Origin of the sequence: uncultured Desulfovibrio sp. (assembly GCF_944324505.1) — a bacterium.
Taxonomy (GTDB): Bacteria; Desulfobacterota; Desulfovibrionia; order Desulfovibrionales; family Desulfovibrionaceae; genus Desulfovibrio.
The window spans coordinates 424,250-442,581 of record NZ_CALUWO010000001.1 but is presented as its reverse complement, the minus strand read 5'-3'; the positions used below and the strand labels follow the sequence as shown (position 1 = coordinate 442,581).

The following is an 18,332-nucleotide window of genomic DNA, read 5'->3' as shown; positions in this document are numbered from 1 at the left end:
GGAAAAAGGGGCAGCAGCGGAAAAACGGCTGTCTGCCGCGCCCGTAAGCGTCAGAAACCGGCCTAGGCGCGCGAACTCCAGCCGGCATACATGCGTTCCTCCAGCGGCGGCAGGGCCGCATCAGGACGCGAGGCAGGCAGGCTGTCTTCTGCCAGGGCATCGGCCACGCGGGTAAAGAAGCGGATGACGGCCGGATGGTTGCCGTAGCCGCTTTCCTCCAGCAGGCGGCCGATGGTCCTGTCCGTATCAAAGCGGTCCAGGGCCAGCTGGGCACGGGCCACCATGCCGGGCAGATGATCGCCGCCCAGTTCGGGGTCATCGGCCACCTCCTGCCGCCAGCGAGCCACCTGCTCCTGCCACTGCTGCCGCAGAAGGTCCTGCCCTGTCTGCGTCTGCTCCGTGCCGGCGGGCGGGGTGCCTTCCGGGCTGCCGGACAGGGGCGGCGTATCAGGATTGCCGGCAGACGGGGGCGTTTCCGTGCCGGGCAGAAAAGGGGGCAGGGGCAGGCTGTCCCCGGCGGGGGAAGCGTGTTCCGGGGTAAGGGAGTCCTGTTCAGACATGGGGCAGTTCCTCCGGGCTGAGAAGTTGCGCCACGCGCCGGGGCCGGGCCGTCTGCACCAGACGCAGCAGGTGCAGGCCGAGCACGCGGCGCCCTTCGCGGGCATGAAGCTGGGCCGTGCAGGTTGCCGGCCCGGGGTCACAGGCATCAAAGCAGTGGCAGGCGCTGAGCAGCCAGCGCAGAAAGGTCCGGCCTGTCGGGCTGTCCATGAGGTCTCCGGCGCAGTGCTTCAGAACGGCCCGCAGTGCCTCTGCCTCTGCCGTCCGGGAGGTCCCGGCGGGCGTCTCGTCCAGCGGCGGACAGGACAGGGGAGTGGTATGGACGTCAGGCATGGGGGGGCTCCTCTCCGGCGGGCACGGCAGCCGCCCCGGTCCGGGGCATGGCCAGGCGCTCCAGGGCCATGCCCAGTCCGTCCAGCAGGGAGCGCTTCTGCCCGTTCAGGGTCACTTCGCTCTGGGAGAGCGTCTTGCCCATGTCCACCACGCGTTCCACCTGTTGCAGCAGGCTGTCCTGCTGCTGCTCCCTGCTTCGGCTCAGGCGCAGGGCCTGCCGCTCCTCCAGGGAGCGGGTAAGGTGAACGGGCAGCCCCAGGTCGCGGGCATACTGGTCCAGCAGGTGGTCCACGTTGACGCTGTCCAGGGCTTCGGGCCAGGCGGAAGCGGCGCGCAGGGTCAGGTCCAGATAGTGCTGGGTGGCGCCGCTGCCCACCAGCTTCTGGGCCTGGGCCAGCAGGGAGACAAATTCCACCTTCAGCCGGCGGCCCCGCAGTTCCGGCGGACAGGGGGGCAGCATGTCCAGCCGCTGCATGAGGGCAAAGGTCCTGTCCATGAGCGGTATGAGCAGCTCGTCATGCAGGCGTTCCAGCACCGGACCGATGAGCACCATCTTTTCCTCCTCCCGGGCCGCGATTTCACTGGCCGTGACCTTGGAGCGGCCTTCCAGAATGAGCCGGAAGAGGTCATTGTACAGGCCGGCCCGGATCTGTTCCTGAACGGCCTGCATGGCCTGACGGGACTGGGCCAGATCGGGTTTGAGCTGGAGCAGCGGCGTAGCAGCCAGCGGACTCTGGCCGGGCAGGCTGTCCACGTAATTGATGCCGCCCGGCGTCAGGTCCAGGCCCACGGCCCGGAGGCCGGCAGAAACGCTCATGGGCGGGTCCACGGCCTTGTGGATGGCCTTGAGCGTGGTAATGCCCATCTGTTGCAGCATGCGGCAGTCCGGCAGGGCATCCATGGCCGGCGAGCGGCCGTAAACGTCATTGCCTGCCACGTCCCAGCGCGGCCCGAAGCCGGGAAAGTCCTGAAAGCCGGAAATGCGCAGGGGCACGGCCTGGCCTTCCTGGCCTTCCAGCCAGTGAACGGAGGCCACGGGCAGACAATGCGGCGCCAGCAGTCCGGGCCTGCCATGACGGCGCGGAAAGACGGCATGCACCACGGTGCGGCGCAGGTCTGGTGTACGGCGGACCGCCCGGCGCAGGTTTTCCGGCAGGGCCGCCAGGCCGAAGACCTCTTCCAGCTGACGCAGGCTCATGGCGCTGCGCCGAAAAACCGTGTCCACGCGGCGGCCGGCATCCGTATCCAGCGCGTATTCCCCTGCGCAGAGCGGCAGAAAGCGGAAGCCGTGCCGGGGATCGGCCAGTTCAAAGAGAAAGGCTGTCCCAAAGGTGCCCAGCTGGGCATAGAGGGTGTGCATGGCGTTATAGAAATTGGACCGCTGAAACAGCACCCGCATGCGGCGTTCCACCTCGTCCAGATACAGCTGTCCGGCACGGCTGTCGGCCAGGTCGGCATCGTCCAGGGACAGGCGGAACCACTGGCGCGCCGGGCTGGTCATGCCGCCCTGCAGGCCGGCAGCCAGCGTGCGCATGGCCAGAATCCCCGTGGCGTCCACCAGACGGTGATTGAGCAGGGGGCGGCTTTCCTCCTGCGGGTTCAGGCGGCAGCGTGTGGGCAGAAAATGCTCTGCCAGACTCTGCCAGGCCGTGTCCCACGGGGCGCGGCGTTCCAGCAGGGCGTGCCAGCGCCGGGCCAGGGCGGCCATATTGGCCTGCGGTGGGGCGTTGTCCTCCGGCCGGCGGGGAAAAGGGGGCGGACCGCCCCGCAGCAGCACGTCCATGCTACTGCCCCAGCAGGGTCTTGCCGTTCGTTTCCGACTGCCGGCGCAGCGGGTCCGTATAGATGGACCCGCGAATGCCCGCAGCCTTGGCGGCCTTGTCCTTCTGGCTTTGGCGGGCGGCAGTGGCCGCTTCGGTAACGGGTTTCTGTACTTCCTGCTTGGGCGCAGGCGTCACGGCCGGTACGCTGGGGGTGGAACTTCCTCCGAATCCCATGATGTCCTCCCGGGGGGTGATGGTTGCAGATGACAGGGGCGTCCGCGTTGCCGGCTGGCCGCCCTTCCGGCCGGCGCTGTGTGCGGCGTTCTTCAGGCTGTCGGGCGTGCAGCAGACCAGCATGCCGTCCACATGGCACTGCCGGCGGGCCAGATGGCAGGCCTGGGGCAGGCGGGCCAGCAGGCGGAAGCCGCAGGCCGTGGCCAGCCGCCAGGCATGGCGGTTGCTTGCCGGGCACAGGCCCATGATGGCCGAGACGCGGGTATGGCTGAACATCCAGTGGAAGGCGCCCAGGGCCATGGGCACGGCTTCGGAAAAATGGGGGCGGAATACCGTGAAATCGAATTCCGCCACCCTGCCGCGCCAGCCGCTGAACAGGCCCATGGCCCGGATGGCGCGGGTATCGGTCAGGGGCGGGGCGGCGCTGTCGCCCAGGGCCGTGCCGCGGGCAGGGGGCGTTGCGGCGGTGCTCGCCTCGCAGACCAGCAGAAGGCCCTGACGCGGCTGGGTCAGCCGGCGCCAGTGGCGCAGGCCGGGACGGGCAAGGGCATACATGGCCCAGGGCAGCAGCCCTTCATCGCGCATGCGGAAGAAGAGGGCATCGCGCTCGCCCGGCAGGGTTACGGGGCGGTAGGCATAGTCGATGGGCATATCAGTCTCCAAAGATGTCGTAGCGGGTACGGGCGCGCCGGGGGGCGGTACGCATGTCCACAGGGGGGCGCCAGCCCGTGGCCGCGTAGCGGAAGGCATCGGCCGCGTGACTGCTGGCATCGTGCAGGGGGCCGCTGCCGAACTGCTCCTGCCGGGGCTGCCAGCGGCGGCGGTAGGTGCGCAGGGCCTGAAGACCGGGGCCGCAGTGGGTGGCATCAAACCAGCAGCGGGGCAGCAGGCGGCGCACGGCGTCGATACCGTCGGCTACGGGCAGGGAGGGCGCCAGATGAAAGCGGATGCCCAGGGCGGCGGCACTTTCCTGACGGCTCTGGCCTGTGCCCAGCTCGCGCACGCGGATGTCGTGCGGAGCCAGATGCTGCCCATAGCGGAAGCCGCGCCCCGGCAGGATGCCGGCACTGCCCGCCGGGCGGGCCTTGGCCTCCAGCACACGGGCATAATGGCCCAGACCCTCGCCATCTGCCGCGTAGTAGTCCAGCACGCGCCAGCCGCCTCCCGGCTCCACCTGAAAGAACCAGATGGCCGTGGCGTCATCCATGCCCAGGTCCCAGGCCGTATGCACGGGCAGGTCCGGCGAAGGGGGCACCGTGCCCACACGCCCTTCCCGCTCGGCCTGCTCCAGCAGGGGGGCATAATAGCTGCCGCGCAGCGCGGCGCTGAAGGAGCATTCGAATTCCTGCCGGTATTCGTCCTCGTCCATGCTGCGGCGGGCAGCTTCCAGCTCGGCGGCGGGCAGATAGCCGGTTTGCGAGGCCGGAAAGCGGAAACGGCTCCAGCCGCCGGCTGCGCCTTCCCTGCCGGCCTGCTGCCAGACATCGAACAGCAGATTGTCCGTACCGTGGGGAGTGCCGCAGAACAGGGCGCGCCCCTGCCGGTCGGCCAGCATGGGCCGGATGACCTGGGACCAGACGCTGCGGGGCATGTCGGCCGGTTCATCCAGAACAATGTCGTCCAGGTAGAGACCGCGCAGGGCGTGGGCATTGTCCATGCCGAGCAGGCGGATACGGGCGCCCGTGGGCAGGTCGCAGCGCAGCTCGCTTTCCAGAAAGCGGGTTCCCGGCACGGCGCCGGCAAAGCGGCGCAGGTAGTCCCAGGCCACGGCCTTGGCCTGCCCCAGATAGGGGGCGGCATAGACGGCGCGCCAGTCATTCCGGCCGGAGCGCAGGGCCTCGCGCAAAAGGTCGTTAATGGCCGCCACGGTCTTGCCGAAGCGCCGGTGGCAGAGCAGGACGCAGAAGCGGCTGCGCTGGGCATGAAACTGCCACTGCAACGGTCGGGGGCTGTAGGGAATGACTGGACACATGGTGACCTCGTGTGACTGTCAGGATGCGGGAGACGGCGGGGGCGGCGGCACTTCCGGGCCGGTGGCGGGGGGCGCGGGATCGCGCCAGCTCACCACCAGCGGCGGGGGCGGTTGCGGCGGAGCGTCTCCGCGCAGGGCACAGAGCAGGGCATGCAGCTCGCGGATTTCCTTGATCATGTCGATGCCCTTGTCGGAAACGTCGGCCGCATCCAGCCTTTGGGTCAGGGCCAGCAGGCGGCGGCGCAGGCTTTGGGCCATGTCGTCGGCTTCCGGCGTGAGCGCAGGGCTGCGGCGGGGAGCGCGGGGCATCAGGCATTCCCCCGCAGCGGGCCTGTTCTGGGCAGGTCCGGGGGCGACAGGCGGTCTTCCTGCCGTTCCAGATGCCGCTCCAGACGTTCCAGCAGCTGTTCCAGCCCGCCCATGCGGGCATGAAGGGTCATGATGTCCCCGCGCAGGGCGGCAATGTCGGCCTGAAGATGGTGGAGCCGTTCCTGGGTGGGCAGATGCCGGACCTCCTGCTCCAGCAGAAGCAGACGCCGTTGCAGCAGCCGCTCACGCCGCTTTTGCTGCTCCTGACAGGTATTCAGGTCTTCCTGGCGCACAAAGGCCCGGCGCAGGCTCCAGAGGCCCCAGAGCGCGGCGGCCTGAACCGCCAGCACCAGCAGCGGCGCCACAAGAACGGGAAAGAGGGGGGAGGGCATGGGCAGTCTCCTGTTTACAGTCCCAGCATGCCCAGCAGCAGGCGCATGATCTGGTCAAGGGTGGACGGCGGCAGGGCGGGCAGCCACTGCGGCGCCAGCAGGGGGATGAGCACCATTCGTCCCAGCACCTCCCAGCCGAAGAGCAGGGTCAGCATCCAGCCCAGAAAGGCGCGCCAGAGGCGCAGCAGGCTTGGGGGAGCGCCCTCGATCTCCTGCTCATTGAGACGGGCCTGAATCTGGGCCTGACGGGCATCATGGCCGAGCAGCCTGCCCAGACCGCGGCCCAGGGTATTCAGCGAACGGGTAAGCAGGGTCCACATGGCTAGTTCTCCCGTTCCAGACGGGCCAGATACTGCCCGAGGGCCGCCACCCGATTGCGCCAGCCGCGCAGAAAGACCTGCATGGACGGTCGGCGTGCCGCCAGTTCCCGGTAAAAGGCATCGCGCTGGCGCAGGACCTGACGGGCGGTATAGTCATGCAGATCGCTTTCCGCCATGGTGCGGGCCATTTCCAGGGTCAGCGGTCCCATGAGGCCGTCCTCCTCCAGGGGGGTGAAGTGGTCCAGGCGGGCCTCGCCCACCAGATTGAGGGCCTGCTGCAACTGACGCACGGCCCTGGCCGGCCCCATGTTCACCGCGCCGTCATACAGCACCACGGCCAGCGGCAGCGGCAGGTCCTGGCAGGACAGGGCGTCCCAGAAATGGGTCTTGAACAGGGCAGCCGCCTGTTCCCGGGTACAGGCGCGGATATCGTCGGCATCGATGTCGCCGTCCATATCCATGTCCAGGGCAAAGGCCTGGCAGCGGGATGTCCCGCGCAGGCTGCACGAGGGGCAGCGCCGGGCCTGCCGCAGACAGCGCTGCCGGGCTTCGTCGGCCAGGTCCTGCACCCAGCGGAAGGAAACGCCGTAGCGGGTGATGCCGCCGGGATCAGCGGGATGATCCACGAGGCCGCCCTCCCAGTGGGCGGTAAAGGCATGGGCAAGAGCAAAGGCGGAAGACATGGGGATTCTCCTTGTGTGGTCTGCGGGCGCGGCCTGCTGCCGTGCGCCGTGACGACACCATGCCCCAACGGGCCTCTGCCGTAAGACTGAAATCTTTCAGACAGGAAAAGACGGCGCCGGCCGGGGGTTTCCGGGAGGGCGGCCGGCGGGAGCGGCGCGGGAAGGAAGCAAGAAGGGCGCGCCACCCTGACGGGCACGACAAAACGCCCGGCCTTTCACGGGAAAGATACCGGGCGTTGTCAGACGGTTTTCAGGAAGGGTGCGGAAGGGATCAGGCGGGAGAAAGGGCCGCATGCCCGCACGCGACAGCGTGTCAGCGCTTCAGCATGTCGGGAAGAAAGCGGGCTTCCGGGGGCAGGCTGTCGCAGGTCTTGAGTATCTGCCAGATGCGCCGCTCGCTGCAGGCGGCTTCCCCGGCCAGACAGCGCACGGCGGCGCCGCTGGAAAGGCCGCTGGCGGTATACCGTTCAAAGCGGGCAATGAGGTTCTGGCGATGCAGGGCCGCCAGCAGATGGCGGCAGCGCGGAACATAGACCGTGGTGCCGCCAAAGACCGTCATGAGGCGTTGCAGGATGTCCGTCCCCAGGGCGCGGCGCAGGGCGTGCTGCTCCGGGGGCAGGCGGCGGGGAATGCGCAGGGCCTGGCCGCCACAGGTGCGCAGCAGGCGGGTAAAGGCCGCCCCATCGTCCTGCAGGACGTGCAGAATGAGCCGGGCATTGGGGCTGAGCCTGCGGCGCAGGGCCTGCCATACCTGCTGCTGGTCAGGGGCCTGCGACGGGGCAAGGGCAGATGACGGCAGGGGCAGCTCCGGCGGCTGCCCGCTGGCCGAGGGGCGGCTGCCGGCTCCGCCCCCGCGTGCCGGACGCGCCGTGCCGGACGCGGCATGCGTCCGGGGACGTGCCGGGCTTTTTCCCGGAAGAAGCAGGCGGTCATTGCAGCACATGGCACCCTCCATCGGCAATGAGGTTGCGGGCAGGCGCTGCGGCCTGCCGCAGAGGGCTGTCCACCCGGCCGGTGGCTGGCGGAAGCGCCGCACCCGGGCTGCCGCCCATGGCGCGGCTACGGCTGAGCAGGGCCAGCAGGCGCAGGTGGCAGGCGGCCAGCGCAATCACCGGTGCACGATGTTCCCCCTGGTGGTCCAGGCCCTCAAGAACCCGGCAGACCACGTCCAGATGATAGGGCAAAGGCAGCATCTTTCCTCCCTTGCAATCGGAAAACCGTTTGCAGCATGAAAGTTTTGTGTCAGGCAAGAACAGCAGCCAGGGCACGAAGCTACGGGGAATCACCTGGTATCGCCTTGTTTTTTCCTTGCGCGTACTGCCGTTCTTGGCTAGGCTTTTCGTAAAACATGTATTTGTTTACATGTTTTCTAGAAAAACTCAAAAGAAAAATGTGCAACTTTTCTTTTATTTTCTGCAAGCGGCGAATTTTATTGGAGGAAAAATGACGGAAGGCAGGATCGGCAGGGGCATGGGGGAGGGCTTTGCGGGACGCCTGCGCATGCGGCGCACGGCGCTGGGGCTGCACAAGCAGGAGCTGGCCAGCCGGGTAGGGGTGAGTCTGACGACCATGCAGCAGTACGAGCGCGGCCAGATGCCCAAGGGCGAGCTGGCTGTGCGTCTGTCCACGGCGTTGCGTTGTTCGCTGGACTGGCTGCTGGCGGGCCGGGGGCAGCCGGAGGGGAGCTTTTGCGCCGAAGAAGCGGAGCTGGTCATGGTGCCGCTGGTGGAGGCCCGTCTTTCCGCCGGAACGGGCAGCCTGGAGACCAGCGGCGAGGTGCTGCGGCACTATGCCTTCCGGTATGATTTTCTGCGGCGCAAGGGCAATCCGTCCCGCATGGCCCTGCTGCGAGTCTCCGGCGACAGCATGCAGCCGCGCATTCTGCACAATGATGTGGTGCTCATCGATCAGAGCCAGTGTGAGCCGGTGCCCGGACGCATCTTTGCCGTCAGCGTGGAGGACATGATCTATCTGAAGATCGTCAATGCCATGCCTGGCCGCCTTATCCTCAGCAGCGTGAATCCGGCCTATCCGCCCATCGAGGCCGATACGCGGGATCAGCTGGGGGACCTGGTACGTCTGGTGGGGCGGGCGGTATGGGTGGGACGGGAACTGGAATAGCCGGCGGACTCTTGCTTGACAGCATACCTACTGGTCCTTATTCTCAATAAGCAGACAGGACGCGAAGTACACTGCTGTACATCCCGTCGGAGAACGATACTGCACCGCCATAGTGGCCGGACGCAGGCTAGCGATGGTGTCCCTCGCTGCCAAGGTTGCGGTTCCACGCCCGGATGGCGGCCCCCCGCGAGACAGACCACTGCTGTGAGGTTTGTCCGCAGGCGCAGACAACGCGCCAGACATCCTCACGCCGGCCCGGTGGGCGCATGGATTCCAGATGGACATCAGTGCCGCCGCAGGCCAGACAGGGACGGATGGTGTGGGGATCGAGTTCCTTCATGCGGGCAGCATAGCAGCAGGCGCTTCCGGGGGCAAGTCTTGCCCTCATCTGTCAGGAATGCTTGCAAATAAAGGAGAATTATCCATGAAAAAGACGCTTCTCGCCTCTCTTCTTGTGCTGACGCTCGCCTCGCCGGTGCTGGCGGCTCCCGCGGTGACCGGCGGTTTCCAGGGACCCACGGCCGGTGCGGGCAGCACCACCGTGGCCGAAGCCCTCAAGGCTGCGGATGATGCGCCTGTGGTGCTTACCGGCAACATCATGGCCCGCATGGTGGGCACGGACGACAAGTACACCTTCCGTGACAAGACGGGCGAGATTCTGGTGGATATTGATGATGAACTGTTCCATGGCCGCGTGGTGACGCCGCAGAATACGGTGCGCCTGTCCGGCAAGGTGGACAAGGAAATGTTCGAGCAGATGAAGATCGACGTCAAGATGATGGAAATCCTCAACTAGGCATCCTGCCTCGGCATGCACAGACAAGGAGCCGCCGTCCCGTCCCGGGGCAGCGGCTCCTTTCATATCATGCAGTCATATGCAGGGGCGCACAGGGCGGCGCGCGAAAAGAGCGGTCCGGCATGCCGCTGCGGGCAGGGCCTGCTGGCGTCCAGGATGGGGGACGGCGCTCCCGCGCTGTCCCCTGCGCGCCTTTTATGCTGCGCTGCCGCATATGATTCCGGGCTGGCCCGCCGGGCGGCACCGTGGCTGTGCCGTTTCCTGAAAAAATGCGCAGGAAAGGAACAGGGGAAGGGCGCGCCCGTCCGCGCTGGCGGCGGGCGTTTTCCCTTCCCCTGAAAGAGGGCTGTGATGCCGGCAGTGCCCTAGGCCTGTGACAGGCCCAGGTCGCGCAGCAGATTGTCCACAGCCATATGTCCCATGGTTTCCGTGGCTCCCCGGGTGGAGGAGGAGCAGTGGGACCCCATGACCAGATTGTCCAGCGTGTACCAGGCATCATCCACAGGCGGTTCCTGTTCGAAAACATCCAGACCGGCACCATAGATGCGCCCTTCACGCAGGGCATCCAGCAGGGCGGCATTGTCCACCAGCTCGCCCCGGGCTGTATTGATGAGGATGGCCGTGGGTTTCATGCTGGCCAGCCGGGCGGCATTGATGCAGTGCCGGGTGCTGTCGTCCAGCAGGGTATGCAGGCTGATGACATCCGCCTCGGCGCAGATGCGGTCCATGTCCGCCCGTTCGATGCCGTTCTGGGCGGCATAGGCATCGTCCCAGTATATGTCATGGGCCAGGATGCGCATGGAAAAGCCCTGCGCCCGCTTGGCCACGGCCTTGCCGATGGCGCCCAGACCGATGATGCCCAGGGTCTTGCCGTACAAGTCCACGCTGGTGATCTTGCTCCAGTCCCGGCTGCGGCAGCGGCGGTCAATGAGCGTGACCTTGCGGGCCACGGCCAGCATGAGGGCCAGGGCATAGTCTGCCACGGCCTGGGTGGGGGCGCCCAGCGTGCGGGACACGGCAATGCCCCGCGCCGCACAGGCTTCCAGATCGATATTGTCCACGCCCACGCCGTATTTGGCCACGGCGCGCAGCCTGGGGGCGGCGTCCAGCACATCGGCGGTCACCGGGTCCACGCCCACAATGAGGCCCTCGCAGTCGGCCAGCAGGCGGCGCATGGTGGCGGCGTCCAGCACGCTGCCGGTGTCATTGCGCGTGACGGTAAGACCCGCCGCGCGCAGGCGCTCGAAAAGGGAAGGATCGGTCTTGCCGAAGGATCGCGGGGTCACGAGTACGTTCATAATGCAGACTCCTTGCAGGAATTGGCAGCAGCCTACTGGACCGGCGGGATTTGTCAATCGGTCCCGCCCGGGGGAAAGTTGCGTGCGGAGATTGCGGGCCGGGCTTCCCGCGTGTACACTGCGCGAAACATTGCAAGGAATGCGCCCATGAATGACAAGCATCTTTCGGCACCCGCGCCGGCAGTACAGCGCATGGACAAGGTGGTGGAGCAGCTCTGCCACAAGGAATCTCTGTCCCGGGTCTGGCATACGCGCCCGGAACAGGGGGCGCCCATGCCGTCGCTGGACGTGCTGCGCGAGGTGATGGAGCGTCTCAGCGCCGCCATTTTTCCGGGGTATTTTGGGGTGGAACCGGTGTGGGAGTCTCTGCACTACCATCTTTCGGCCAATCTTGACAGCCTGTACCGCCTGCTGGCCGGGCAGATACGCTGTGGCATCTGTTTTTCCTGTCAGGGCGAGAAGGGTGCCTGCGAAGACTGCCGCGCCCAGAGCCGGGAACTGGCCCTGGCCTTTCTGGAAAAGCTGCCGCACATCCGCTTTCTGCTGGCCGGTGACGCGCAGGCCGCCTACGAAGGGGACCCCGCAGCCACCAGTCCCGGCGAGACCATCTTCTGCTATCCCTCCATGCTGGCCATGCTGCATCACCGCATCGCCCATGAACTCTACGCGCTCAAGGTGCCGCTGATTCCACGCATCATTTCGGAAATGGCCCACTCCCGCACGGGGATCGATATTCACCCCGGCGCCACCATTGGCGAGGACTTCTTCATTGACCACGGCACCGGCGTGGTCATTGGCGAAACCTGCATCATCGGGCGCAGCTGCCGCATCTATCAGGGGGTGACCCTGGGCGCCCTGTCCTTTCCCAAGAACGAGGACGGCACCCTGACCAAGGGCATTGCCCGTCATCCCATCCTGGAAGACAATGTGACGGTCTATGCAGGGGCCACCATTCTGGGCCGTATCACCGTGGGGCGGGGGGCCGTCATCGGCGGCAATGTCTGGATTACCGAAAATGTGCCCGCCGGGGCCAGAATCACGCAGGAAAGGCCGAGCTAGCCATGCGTATGCTGCTGGCCGTGGTCATGTGCCTGTCGCTTTTGCTGGCTGCCTGCGGAACGCAGGTCACGGCCCGCGGTCAGGTGCAAACGGGCGTGGGCGCGGGGCAGGGCTGGTAGCCTGCCCCCGGTCTGCCCGCGGCAAGGAGGTTGCTGATGCGAACGGTACTTCAGGGGGGCACTGTGGTGCGCCCGGATGGTGTTTTTGCCGCGGACCTGGCCTTTGAAGACGGCCGGATCACGGAAATGGCGGAACATCTGCCCGTGGACAATGCCACGGTGGTGGATGCCGCCGGCTGCTATGTGCTGCCCGGGGCAGTGGATGCCCAGGTATGCTGTGCGCCGGAAGGACTGGAGGAAACGGGCAGGGCTGCCGCCTTTGGCGGAACCACCTGCCTTGGCTGGGTGAGCCGCCAAGAGGCGCAGGCCCCTGCCGGAAGCGCTCCCGCCGTGGACATGGTCCGCCTGCCGGCAGCGTGCGGCACGGAGGACAGGCCCCTGCCTGCCGGTGGCCATGCCGTGATCAGTCTGGACCCCGGCTGCGGCATGTTTCCGGGCAGGGCAGCGGCCCTGCTGCGGGATGCGGCCCGGGAGGAAGCCACGGTGCTGCTGCGTCCGGAAATGCCTTCCGTGACGCAGATGCTGGAATGCGCCCTGCGGGAAAGCGGACAGACCCGCGTTCCGTCCTGGCCGCTGGCCCATCCGGCCTATGCGGAAGAGGAGGCCGTGCGTCTGGGGCTGACCCTGGCCCGCGCCGCCGGCTGCCGCATGGTGGTGGCCCCGCTGGCGTCCCGGGGCGGTCTTGAGGCGCTGGAAGCGGCCCGTGCCCGGGGACAGGACGCGGAGGGAGCCACCTGCCCGCAGTATCTGCTGCTGGACGAATCGGCCTACGAAGAAGGCGCGGCCGAAGGACTCAAATATGTCATGCGTCCGCCGTTGCGGCCGGCCGGCGAGGCGCGTCACCTCTGGGAGGCGCTGGCCCGGGGCAGCCTTGCCTGGGTGGCTTCTGATCATCATGACTGCACGTTTGAACGCAAGTGGGCAGAAGGGAGCACCTGCGCCTTTGACTGTCCTTCCGGAGCGCCCGGCGTGGAAACGCGCCTGCCCCTGCTGTTTTCCGAAGGCGTGCTCAAGGGGCGGCTGCCCCTGCCGCGCTTTGTGGAGTGCCTGAGCACGGCTCCGGCCCGTTTTCTCGGTCTTGACCGGTGTAAGGGCAATGTGGCGCCGGGCTTTGATGCGGATATCTGCCTGCTGGACCCGCGGGAAGAGCGCCTGCTCACGGCGCGGCGTTTGCATCAGGGGGATTATACGCCCTTTGAGGGAACAAGCGTGCGCGGCTGGCCGCGCGCGGTCTGGCTGCGCGGTCGTCCGCTGGTGGAAAACGGCCGCTGGCTGCCCCGGGAAGGTGAGGCCACGGGCCACTGGCTTTCCGGCAGGGAAACGGCATAATTTTGACTTGGCAGACGGGGCAGGGCCGCGTATAACGCGGCCTTGTCATTTTGGGCGCGCCGTTGGGAGCTGCCCGATCCAGCCCGCGGTCATGCCTCCGCTCGTGGGAATCGTCCCCCGGTTCTCGGGGGCGCGCTTTCGCCATTTCCTGCCGGAAGGATAGTTTCATGGACCAGAACATCATCAGCGAAGTCATCAGCACCACAATCAAGATCTATGCCATGATGACCCCTCCCGCCGTGCTCAGCGCCTTCATCAGCGGCACACGGGACTATGACCGGCGGCGCAAGACCGCCACGGCCATCAAGACGTCCGTCGCGGCCTTCATCATCGGCCTGGTGCTCTATCTTTTCGGCTCGCATATCTTTGCCCTGTTCGGCTTTACGCTGGATGCCTTCCGCATCGGCTCCGGGGTGCTGCTCTTCCTGACGGCCGTTTCCCTCATGGGAGAGGAAAAGGACGATGCCCACACCCAGAAGGAGGGCGACATCAGCGTGGTGCCGCTGGCCATTCCCCTGTGCATGGGGCCGGCCTCCATCGGCGCCATCATGGTCATCGGCGCATCGGCCAATACCCTGCGGGAAATGCTGGTGGGCGTTTTTTCCCTGCTGCTTGCGGCCACGGGCATCTTTCTCATGCTGCTCATGTCGCACAGTGTGGAGCGCGTGCTGCACAAGACCGGCATTGCCGTACTGTCCAAGCTCACCGGTCTGCTGCTGGCCGCCATTGCGGCGCAGGTCATCTTCACCGGCATGCAGGCATTCTTCAACTAGCTGCGGAGTTCTTCCGGCGCAAGGAGCGATCAGCCATGCTGGAACGCCTTTTTCACCTCTCGGCCCACGGAACCAGCGTCCGCCAGGAATGTCTGGCCGGCCTGACCAGCTTCATGGCCATGTGCTACCTCATCTTTGTGGTGCCGGGCATGCTGGCCGATGCCGGCATGCCCCATCAGTCGGCGGTGGCCGCCACCATCTGGGTGACCATCATCATCACCCTGATCATGGGCCTGTGGGCGCGCTTTCCCGTGGGGGTGGCCCCCGGGCTGGGCATTACGGCCTTCTTTGCCTATTTTGTCTGCGGACCTGCGGGCTATACCTGGCAGACGGGGCTGGGAGCGGTCTTCATTTCCGGGGTCATCTTTCTGCTGCTCACGGTGACCCGCGTGCGGCAGATGATCATCGACGCCGTGCCCATGGATCTCAAGTATGCCATTGTGGTGGGCATCGGGGCATTCATTGCCTTCATCGGCATGAAGAACTGCGGCCTTGTGGTGGCCGATCCTTCCACCTTCGTGGCTCTGGGCAAGCTGAGCAGCGCTCCCGCGCTGCTGGCCGCAGGCGGCGTCTTTCTCATCGGGGCGCTCATGGCCCGCAATGTGCCCGGGGCCATGGTGCTGGGCATTCTTGTCATCACGGTGCTGGGGCTGGCCCTGGGCGTGAGCGAACTGCCGGAGGGCAGCCTTGTTTCCTCCAGCCTGCCGCTGCCCACGGAGACCTTTCTGCAGATGGATATCCGGGGCGCGCTGGACCACGGGCTGCTGTCCATCATCTTCACCCTGACCATGGTGGACCTGTTTGACAATATGGGCGTGCTCATCGGTCTGGCCCGCAAGGCGGGCTTCATGCACGAGGACGGCCACATCGACAATCTGGACCGCGCCCTGGTGACGGATTCCATCGGCACCATGAGCAGCGCCCTGCTGGGCGCCACCACGGCCACCAGCTATCTGGAATGCGCCGCCGGCGTGGCGCAGGGGGGGCGCACCGGCCTCACGGCCGTGGTCATTGCCGCGCTCTTTGCCCTGTCGCTCATCTTCACCCCGCTGGTGGGCGTGGTGCCGGGCTATGCCACGGCGCCGGTGCTCATTGTGGTGGGTGCGCTCATGATGCAGGATGTGGTGCGCATCCGCTTTCAGGATTTCACGGTGGCCCTGCCGGCCTTTCTCACCATTCTGTCCATGCCGCTGACCTTCAATATTGCCACGGGCTTCGGTTTCGGCTTCATCAGCTTTACGGTGCTGCGCCTGCTGACCGGGCGGGGGCGCGAGGTCAGCCCGGTGATGTACGTGGTGTCGGCCTGCTTTGCCGTGAATTTCGTGCTGCGGAGTCTGTGATGGCTGTGCTGCTGTGCCGGGCGCGGCGGAGGATGGCATGAGTGCGCCGCGCGAAATGCTGGGCAGCCGGCTGGGCTTTCTGCTGCTGTCGGCGGGCTGTGCCATCGGTCTGGGCAATGTCTGGCGTTTTCCCTACATTACCGGCGCCTATGGCGGAGCCGCGCTGGTGGGCATCTATCTGCTCTGCCTGCTGGCGGTAACGCCCATTCTGGTCATGGAACTGGCCGTGGGCCGGGCGGCCCGCTGCAACATGGGCCGCGCCCTGAAGGTGCTGGAGCCGGCGGGCACCTGCTGGCACCGCTGCGGCTGGTTCGCCCTGGTGGGCAGCTATCTGCTCATGATGTTCTACACCACGGTTACCGGCTGGCTGCTGGCATATTGCTGGTACATGGCCACGGGCGCGTTGAACGGCCTTGACCCGGCAGGGGTGGGCCGCTTTTTCCAGGGCATGCTGGCCCGGCCTTCCGTGCAGGTGCTGAGCATGAGCCTGGTGGTGCTGACGGGCTGCGCCGTCTGTGCCCTGGGGGTGCGCCGGGGTGTGGAGCGCGTGGTCAAGTTCATGATGCTGGGGCTGCTGCTCATTCTGCTGGCCCTGGTGCTGCGCGCCGTGACCCTGCCCGGCGCCGGGGCGGGCATAGCCTTTTATCTGGCGCCCGATCCCCAGCGCCTGAGCCAGGCCGGCATCTTCACGGCCATCAATGCGGCCATGAATCAGGCCTTTTTCACCATTTCCGTGGGCATCGGGTCCATGACCATCTTTGGCAGCTATCAGCCGAAGGATCGTTCCCTCACCGGCGAGGCGGCCCTCATTGTGGGACTGGATACCTTTGTGGCCATCATGGCCGGCCTTATCATCTTTCCGGCCTGCTTTGCCTTCGGGGTCAATCCCGGCGCAGGGCCGGGGCTGGTCTTTGTGACGTTGCCCAATATCTTCAACAGTATGGAAGGCGGGCAGATCTGGGGCACGCTCTTCTTCATCTTCATGGGCTTTGCGGCCTTGTCCACGGTCATTGCCGTTTTTGAAAACATCATTTCCTACAGCGTGGATGTCTGGGGCATGCCGCGCCGCCGGGCCACGCTGCTGCATCTTCTGGGTCTCTGGCTCTGTTCGCTGCCCTGCGGGCTGGGCTTCAATGTGCTGTCGGACGTTCATCCCCTGGGGCCGGGCAGCACGGTGCTGGACCTGGAGGACTTCCTCATCAGCAACAACCTGCTGTTTGCCGGCACCCTGCTGTTTCTCTTTTTCTGCACCACGCGGCGCGGCTGGGGCTGGGAAAACTTTCTGGCCGAGGCCAATGCCGGCCGCGGCCTGCGCTTTCCGGCCGGGCTGCGCTTCTATCTGCGCTGGGTGCTGCCCTGTCTCATTGCCGGCATTTTCATCATGGGCTATGTGGAGCGCCTGGGGGGCAGCTAGGCCGGGCTGCCGGCATTGCAGACAGGCCCGCCATGCGCTATAGCTCAAGGCGGTTCTGCCGCAGTGGCGCCGCATGCCGCCCCTGTGGAAATTTTTGCCGTGGAAAGGGTCGATTTTCATGTCAGCAAACGTTCAACGTGAAATGCTGGGCAGTCGCCTGGGCTTTCTCCTGCTGTCGGCGGGCTGTGCCATTGGTCTGGGCAATGTCTGGCGTTTTCCGTACATTACCGGCGCCTATGGCGGTGCCATTTTTGTGGGGATTTACCTGCTCTGTCTCTTTGCCGTGGTCCCCACCATGATCATGGAATTTGCCGTGGGCCGCGCGGCGCGCCGCAATATGGGGCTGGCCTTCCGCGTGCTGGAGCCGGCGGGAACGCACTGGCATCATTTCGGCTGGTTTGCCCTGGTGGGCAGCTATCTGCTCATGATGTTCTATACCACGGTGACGGGCTGGATGCTGGCCTACTGCTGGTATATGGCTTCCGGCGCACTGAGCGGCCTTGACCCGGCCGGCGTGGGGCAGTTTTTCGGGGCGACCCTGAGCCAGCCCGTGGGGCAGGTTGTGGGCATGACGCTGGTGGTGCTCATCGGCTGCGGCGTCTGTGTGCTGGGTGTTCAGAAGGGCGTGGAGCGCGTGGTCAAGGTCATGATGCTGGGCCTGCTGGCCATTTTGCTGGTGCTGGTGGTGCGTTCCGTCACGCTGCCGGGCGCCGGCGAGGGCATTGCCTTCTATCTGGCGCCCGACGCGGGCAAGATTGCCGGCACGGGGCTGTTTCCGGTCATCAATGCGGCCATGAACCAGGCCTTTTTCACTCTGTCTGTGGGTATCGGGGCCATGTGCATTTTCGGCAGCTATCAGTCCCGGGACCGCTCCCTTACCGGCGAGGCCCTGTGGATCATGGGGCTGGATACCTTTGTGGCCATTATGGCCGGTCTCATCATCTTTCCGGCCTGCTTTGCCTTCGGGGTCAAGCCCGATGCCGGCCCGAGCCTCATTTTTGTGACCCTGCCCAATATTTTCAACAGCATGGAGGGCGGGCGCCTGTGGGGGGCGCTGTTCTTTGTGTTCATGAGCTTTGCGGCCCTGTCCACGGTCATTGCGGTATTTGAAAACATCATTTCCTATACGGCCGATGTCTGGGGCGTGCCGCGCCGCCGGGGCACTGTCCTGCACATGATCATCATCTGGCTGCTGTCGCTGCCGTGTGCCCTGGGCTTCAACCTGCTGGCGGACTTTCAGCCGCTGGGGCCGGGCAGCTCGGTGCTGGACCTGGAAGATTTTCTCATCAGCAACAATATTTTGCCCCTGGGCGGGCTGATCTTTCTGCTGTTCTGCACCATGCGCCGCGCCTGGGGCTGGGACAATTTCATTGCCGAAGTGGATCAGGGGCTGGGCATGAAGTTTCCGCGCTGGCTGCGCGGATATCTGACGTATGTGCTGCCCTGCCTCATCCTTTTTGTGCTGGGCATGGGCTACGTGGACAGATTCTGTAAATAACCAACCGGTCAAAGGGAAGGA

General features: G+C 66.0%; 21 protein-coding genes. 8 read left to right on the top strand and 13 right to left on the bottom strand.

The window, feature by feature from the left end; translation table 11 throughout:
- Positions 1-62 precede the first annotated feature (62 nt).
- From Q0J57_RS02130 to Q0J57_RS02080, 11 genes are all read right to left on the bottom strand, one after another.
- Complete coding sequence (locus tag Q0J57_RS02130) at positions 63-560, bottom strand: hypothetical protein (protein ID WP_297216515.1); 498 nt, start codon at positions 558-560, stop codon at positions 63-65.
- Entirely contained in the window at positions 553-891 is a 339-nt protein-coding gene (locus Q0J57_RS02125; RefSeq protein ID WP_297216512.1) for a hypothetical protein, read from the bottom strand. Before Q0J57_RS02125 ends, Q0J57_RS02130 begins: the two co-directional genes overlap by 8 nt.
- Entirely contained in the window at positions 884-2,674 is a 1,791-nt protein-coding gene (locus Q0J57_RS02120; protein ID WP_297216508.1) for a portal protein, read from the bottom strand. The genes Q0J57_RS02125 and Q0J57_RS02120 overlap by 8 nt, the downstream gene beginning before the upstream one ends.
- A 1-nt stretch (position 2,675) precedes the next feature.
- On the bottom strand, positions 2,676-3,539 hold the full coding sequence (locus Q0J57_RS02115) for an N-acetyltransferase (protein WP_297216506.1): 864 nt from the start codon (positions 3,537-3,539) through the stop codon (positions 2,676-2,678).
- A gap of 1 nt (position 3,540) precedes the next feature.
- Positions 3,541-4,860 carry a terminase family protein gene (locus Q0J57_RS02110; RefSeq protein WP_297216503.1) on the bottom strand — a complete coding sequence of 440 codons (1,320 nt, stop codon included), beginning with the start codon at positions 4,858-4,860 and terminating at the stop codon, positions 3,541-3,543.
- An 18-nt stretch (positions 4,861-4,878) separates the two neighbouring features.
- Positions 4,879-5,169 (bottom strand): hypothetical protein, encoded by a 291-nt coding sequence (locus Q0J57_RS02105; protein ID WP_297216501.1) that lies wholly within the window; start codon positions 5,167-5,169, stop codon positions 4,879-4,881.
- Positions 5,169-5,561: a DUF2730 family protein gene (locus Q0J57_RS02100; RefSeq protein ID WP_297216499.1), complete on the bottom strand. Its 393-nt coding sequence runs from the start codon at positions 5,559-5,561 to the stop codon at positions 5,169-5,171. The genes Q0J57_RS02105 and Q0J57_RS02100 overlap by 1 nt, the downstream gene beginning before the upstream one ends.
- Positions 5,562-5,575: 14 nt before the next feature.
- On the bottom strand, positions 5,576-5,881 hold the full coding sequence (locus tag Q0J57_RS02095) for a hypothetical protein (protein WP_297216496.1): 306 nt from the start codon (positions 5,879-5,881) through the stop codon (positions 5,576-5,578).
- Positions 5,882-5,883: 2 nt separating this feature from the next.
- A complete protein-coding gene (locus tag Q0J57_RS02090; protein WP_297216493.1) occupies positions 5,884-6,564 on the bottom strand; it encodes a glycosyl hydrolase 108 family protein in 681 nt (226 codons plus the stop codon).
- A gap of 313 nt (positions 6,565-6,877) precedes the next feature.
- Complete coding sequence (locus Q0J57_RS02085; RefSeq protein ID WP_297216490.1) at positions 6,878-7,507, bottom strand: Mor transcription activator family protein; 630 nt, start codon at positions 7,505-7,507, stop codon at positions 6,878-6,880.
- A complete protein-coding gene (locus Q0J57_RS02080) occupies positions 7,494-7,757 on the bottom strand; it encodes a hypothetical protein (protein WP_297216487.1) in 264 nt (87 codons plus the stop codon). Before Q0J57_RS02080 ends, Q0J57_RS02085 begins: the two co-directional genes overlap by 14 nt.
- Positions 7,758-8,007: 250 nt before the next feature.
- On the opposite strand from Q0J57_RS02080, the gene Q0J57_RS02075 reads away from it, so the two are divergent.
- Positions 8,008-8,685 (top strand): S24 family peptidase, encoded by a 678-nt coding sequence (locus Q0J57_RS02075; protein WP_297216483.1) that lies wholly within the window; start codon positions 8,008-8,010, stop codon positions 8,683-8,685.
- Positions 8,686-8,812: 127 nt separating this feature from the next.
- Here the strand turns inward: Q0J57_RS02075 and Q0J57_RS02070 are convergent, their stop codons facing one another.
- Positions 8,813-9,025, bottom strand: a complete 213-nt coding sequence (locus Q0J57_RS02070; protein WP_297216480.1) for a hypothetical protein — start codon at positions 9,023-9,025, stop codon at positions 8,813-8,815.
- An 84-nt stretch (positions 9,026-9,109) separates the two neighbouring features.
- Between Q0J57_RS02070 and Q0J57_RS02065 the strand changes: the two genes are divergently transcribed.
- Positions 9,110-9,481 (top strand): NirD/YgiW/YdeI family stress tolerance protein, encoded by a 372-nt coding sequence (locus Q0J57_RS02065; RefSeq protein ID WP_297216477.1) that lies wholly within the window; start codon positions 9,110-9,112, stop codon positions 9,479-9,481.
- A gap of 365 nt (positions 9,482-9,846) precedes the next feature.
- On the opposite strand, the gene Q0J57_RS02060 is transcribed toward Q0J57_RS02065, so the two are convergent.
- Positions 9,847-10,779, bottom strand: coding sequence for a phosphoglycerate dehydrogenase (locus Q0J57_RS02060; protein ID WP_297216475.1), 933 nt, complete (start codon positions 10,777-10,779; stop codon positions 9,847-9,849).
- Between the two features lie 147 nt (positions 10,780-10,926).
- Between Q0J57_RS02060 and epsC the strand changes: the two genes are divergently transcribed.
- The 6 genes from epsC to Q0J57_RS02030 all read left to right on the top strand — a co-directional run bounded on the left by epsC (position 10,927) and on the right by Q0J57_RS02030 (position 18,311).
- Positions 10,927-11,838: a serine O-acetyltransferase EpsC gene (gene epsC, locus Q0J57_RS02055; RefSeq protein WP_297216470.1), complete on the top strand. Its 912-nt coding sequence runs from the start codon at positions 10,927-10,929 to the stop codon at positions 11,836-11,838.
- Between the two features lie 155 nt (positions 11,839-11,993).
- Positions 11,994-13,286 carry an amidohydrolase family protein gene (locus tag Q0J57_RS02050; RefSeq protein ID WP_297216467.1) on the top strand — a complete coding sequence of 431 codons (1,293 nt, stop codon included), beginning with the start codon at positions 11,994-11,996 and terminating at the stop codon, positions 13,284-13,286.
- Between the two features lie 167 nt (positions 13,287-13,453).
- Positions 13,454-14,059 (top strand): MarC family protein, encoded by a 606-nt coding sequence (locus tag Q0J57_RS02045; RefSeq protein ID WP_297216463.1) that lies wholly within the window; start codon positions 13,454-13,456, stop codon positions 14,057-14,059.
- A 35-nt stretch (positions 14,060-14,094) separates the two neighbouring features.
- Positions 14,095-15,399 (top strand): NCS2 family permease, encoded by a 1,305-nt coding sequence (locus tag Q0J57_RS02040; RefSeq protein ID WP_297216460.1) that lies wholly within the window; start codon positions 14,095-14,097, stop codon positions 15,397-15,399.
- Between the two features lie 37 nt (positions 15,400-15,436).
- On the top strand, positions 15,437-16,813 hold the full coding sequence (locus Q0J57_RS02035) for a sodium-dependent transporter (protein ID WP_297216457.1): 1,377 nt from the start codon (positions 15,437-15,439) through the stop codon (positions 16,811-16,813).
- A gap of 118 nt (positions 16,814-16,931) precedes the next feature.
- Complete coding sequence (locus Q0J57_RS02030) at positions 16,932-18,311, top strand: sodium-dependent transporter (protein WP_297216453.1); 1,380 nt, start codon at positions 16,932-16,934, stop codon at positions 18,309-18,311.
- Positions 18,312-18,332: the final 21 nt, after the last annotated feature.

Coding starts and splice junctions, on each gene's coding strand:
- Q0J57_RS02120 (WP_297216508.1), bottom strand. CDS start 2,674: ATGGACGTGCTGCTGCGGGGCGGTCCGCCCCCTTTTCCCCGCCGGCCG.
- Q0J57_RS02130 (WP_297216515.1), bottom strand. CDS start 560: ATGTCTGAACAGGACTCCCTTACCCCGGAACACGCTTCCCCCGCCGGG.
- Q0J57_RS02095 (WP_297216496.1), bottom strand. CDS start 5,881: ATGTGGACCCTGCTTACCCGTTCGCTGAATACCCTGGGCCGCGGTCTG.
- Q0J57_RS02030 (WP_297216453.1), top strand. CDS start 16,932: ATGTCAGCAAACGTTCAACGTGAAATGCTGGGCAGTCGCCTGGGCTTT.
- Q0J57_RS02090 (WP_297216493.1), bottom strand. CDS start 6,564: ATGTCTTCCGCCTTTGCTCTTGCCCATGCCTTTACCGCCCACTGGGAG.
- Q0J57_RS02110 (WP_297216503.1), bottom strand. CDS start 4,860: ATGTGTCCAGTCATTCCCTACAGCCCCCGACCGTTGCAGTGGCAGTTT.
- Q0J57_RS02065 (WP_297216477.1), top strand. CDS start 9,110: ATGAAAAAGACGCTTCTCGCCTCTCTTCTTGTGCTGACGCTCGCCTCG.
- Q0J57_RS02060 (WP_297216475.1), bottom strand. CDS start 10,779: ATGAACGTACTCGTGACCCCGCGATCCTTCGGCAAGACCGATCCTTCC.
- Q0J57_RS02105 (WP_297216501.1), bottom strand. CDS start 5,169: ATGCCCCGCGCTCCCCGCCGCAGCCCTGCGCTCACGCCGGAAGCCGAC.
- Q0J57_RS02115 (WP_297216506.1), bottom strand. CDS start 3,539: ATGCCCATCGACTATGCCTACCGCCCCGTAACCCTGCCGGGCGAGCGC.
- Q0J57_RS02125 (WP_297216512.1), bottom strand. CDS start 891: ATGCCTGACGTCCATACCACTCCCCTGTCCTGTCCGCCGCTGGACGAG.
- Q0J57_RS02035 (WP_297216457.1), top strand. CDS start 15,437: ATGAGTGCGCCGCGCGAAATGCTGGGCAGCCGGCTGGGCTTTCTGCTG.
- Q0J57_RS02080 (WP_297216487.1), bottom strand. CDS start 7,757: ATGCTGCCTTTGCCCTATCATCTGGACGTGGTCTGCCGGGTTCTTGAG.
- epsC (WP_297216470.1), top strand. CDS start 10,927: ATGAATGACAAGCATCTTTCGGCACCCGCGCCGGCAGTACAGCGCATG.
- Q0J57_RS02100 (WP_297216499.1), bottom strand. CDS start 5,561: ATGCCCTCCCCCCTCTTTCCCGTTCTTGTGGCGCCGCTGCTGGTGCTG.
- Q0J57_RS02045 (WP_297216463.1), top strand. CDS start 13,454: ATGGACCAGAACATCATCAGCGAAGTCATCAGCACCACAATCAAGATC.
- Q0J57_RS02070 (WP_297216480.1), bottom strand. CDS start 9,025: ATGAAGGAACTCGATCCCCACACCATCCGTCCCTGTCTGGCCTGCGGC.
- Q0J57_RS02075 (WP_297216483.1), top strand. CDS start 8,008: ATGACGGAAGGCAGGATCGGCAGGGGCATGGGGGAGGGCTTTGCGGGA.
- Q0J57_RS02040 (WP_297216460.1), top strand. CDS start 14,095: ATGCTGGAACGCCTTTTTCACCTCTCGGCCCACGGAACCAGCGTCCGC.
- Q0J57_RS02050 (WP_297216467.1), top strand. CDS start 11,994: ATGCGAACGGTACTTCAGGGGGGCACTGTGGTGCGCCCGGATGGTGTT.
- Q0J57_RS02085 (WP_297216490.1), bottom strand. CDS start 7,507: ATGTGCTGCAATGACCGCCTGCTTCTTCCGGGAAAAAGCCCGGCACGT.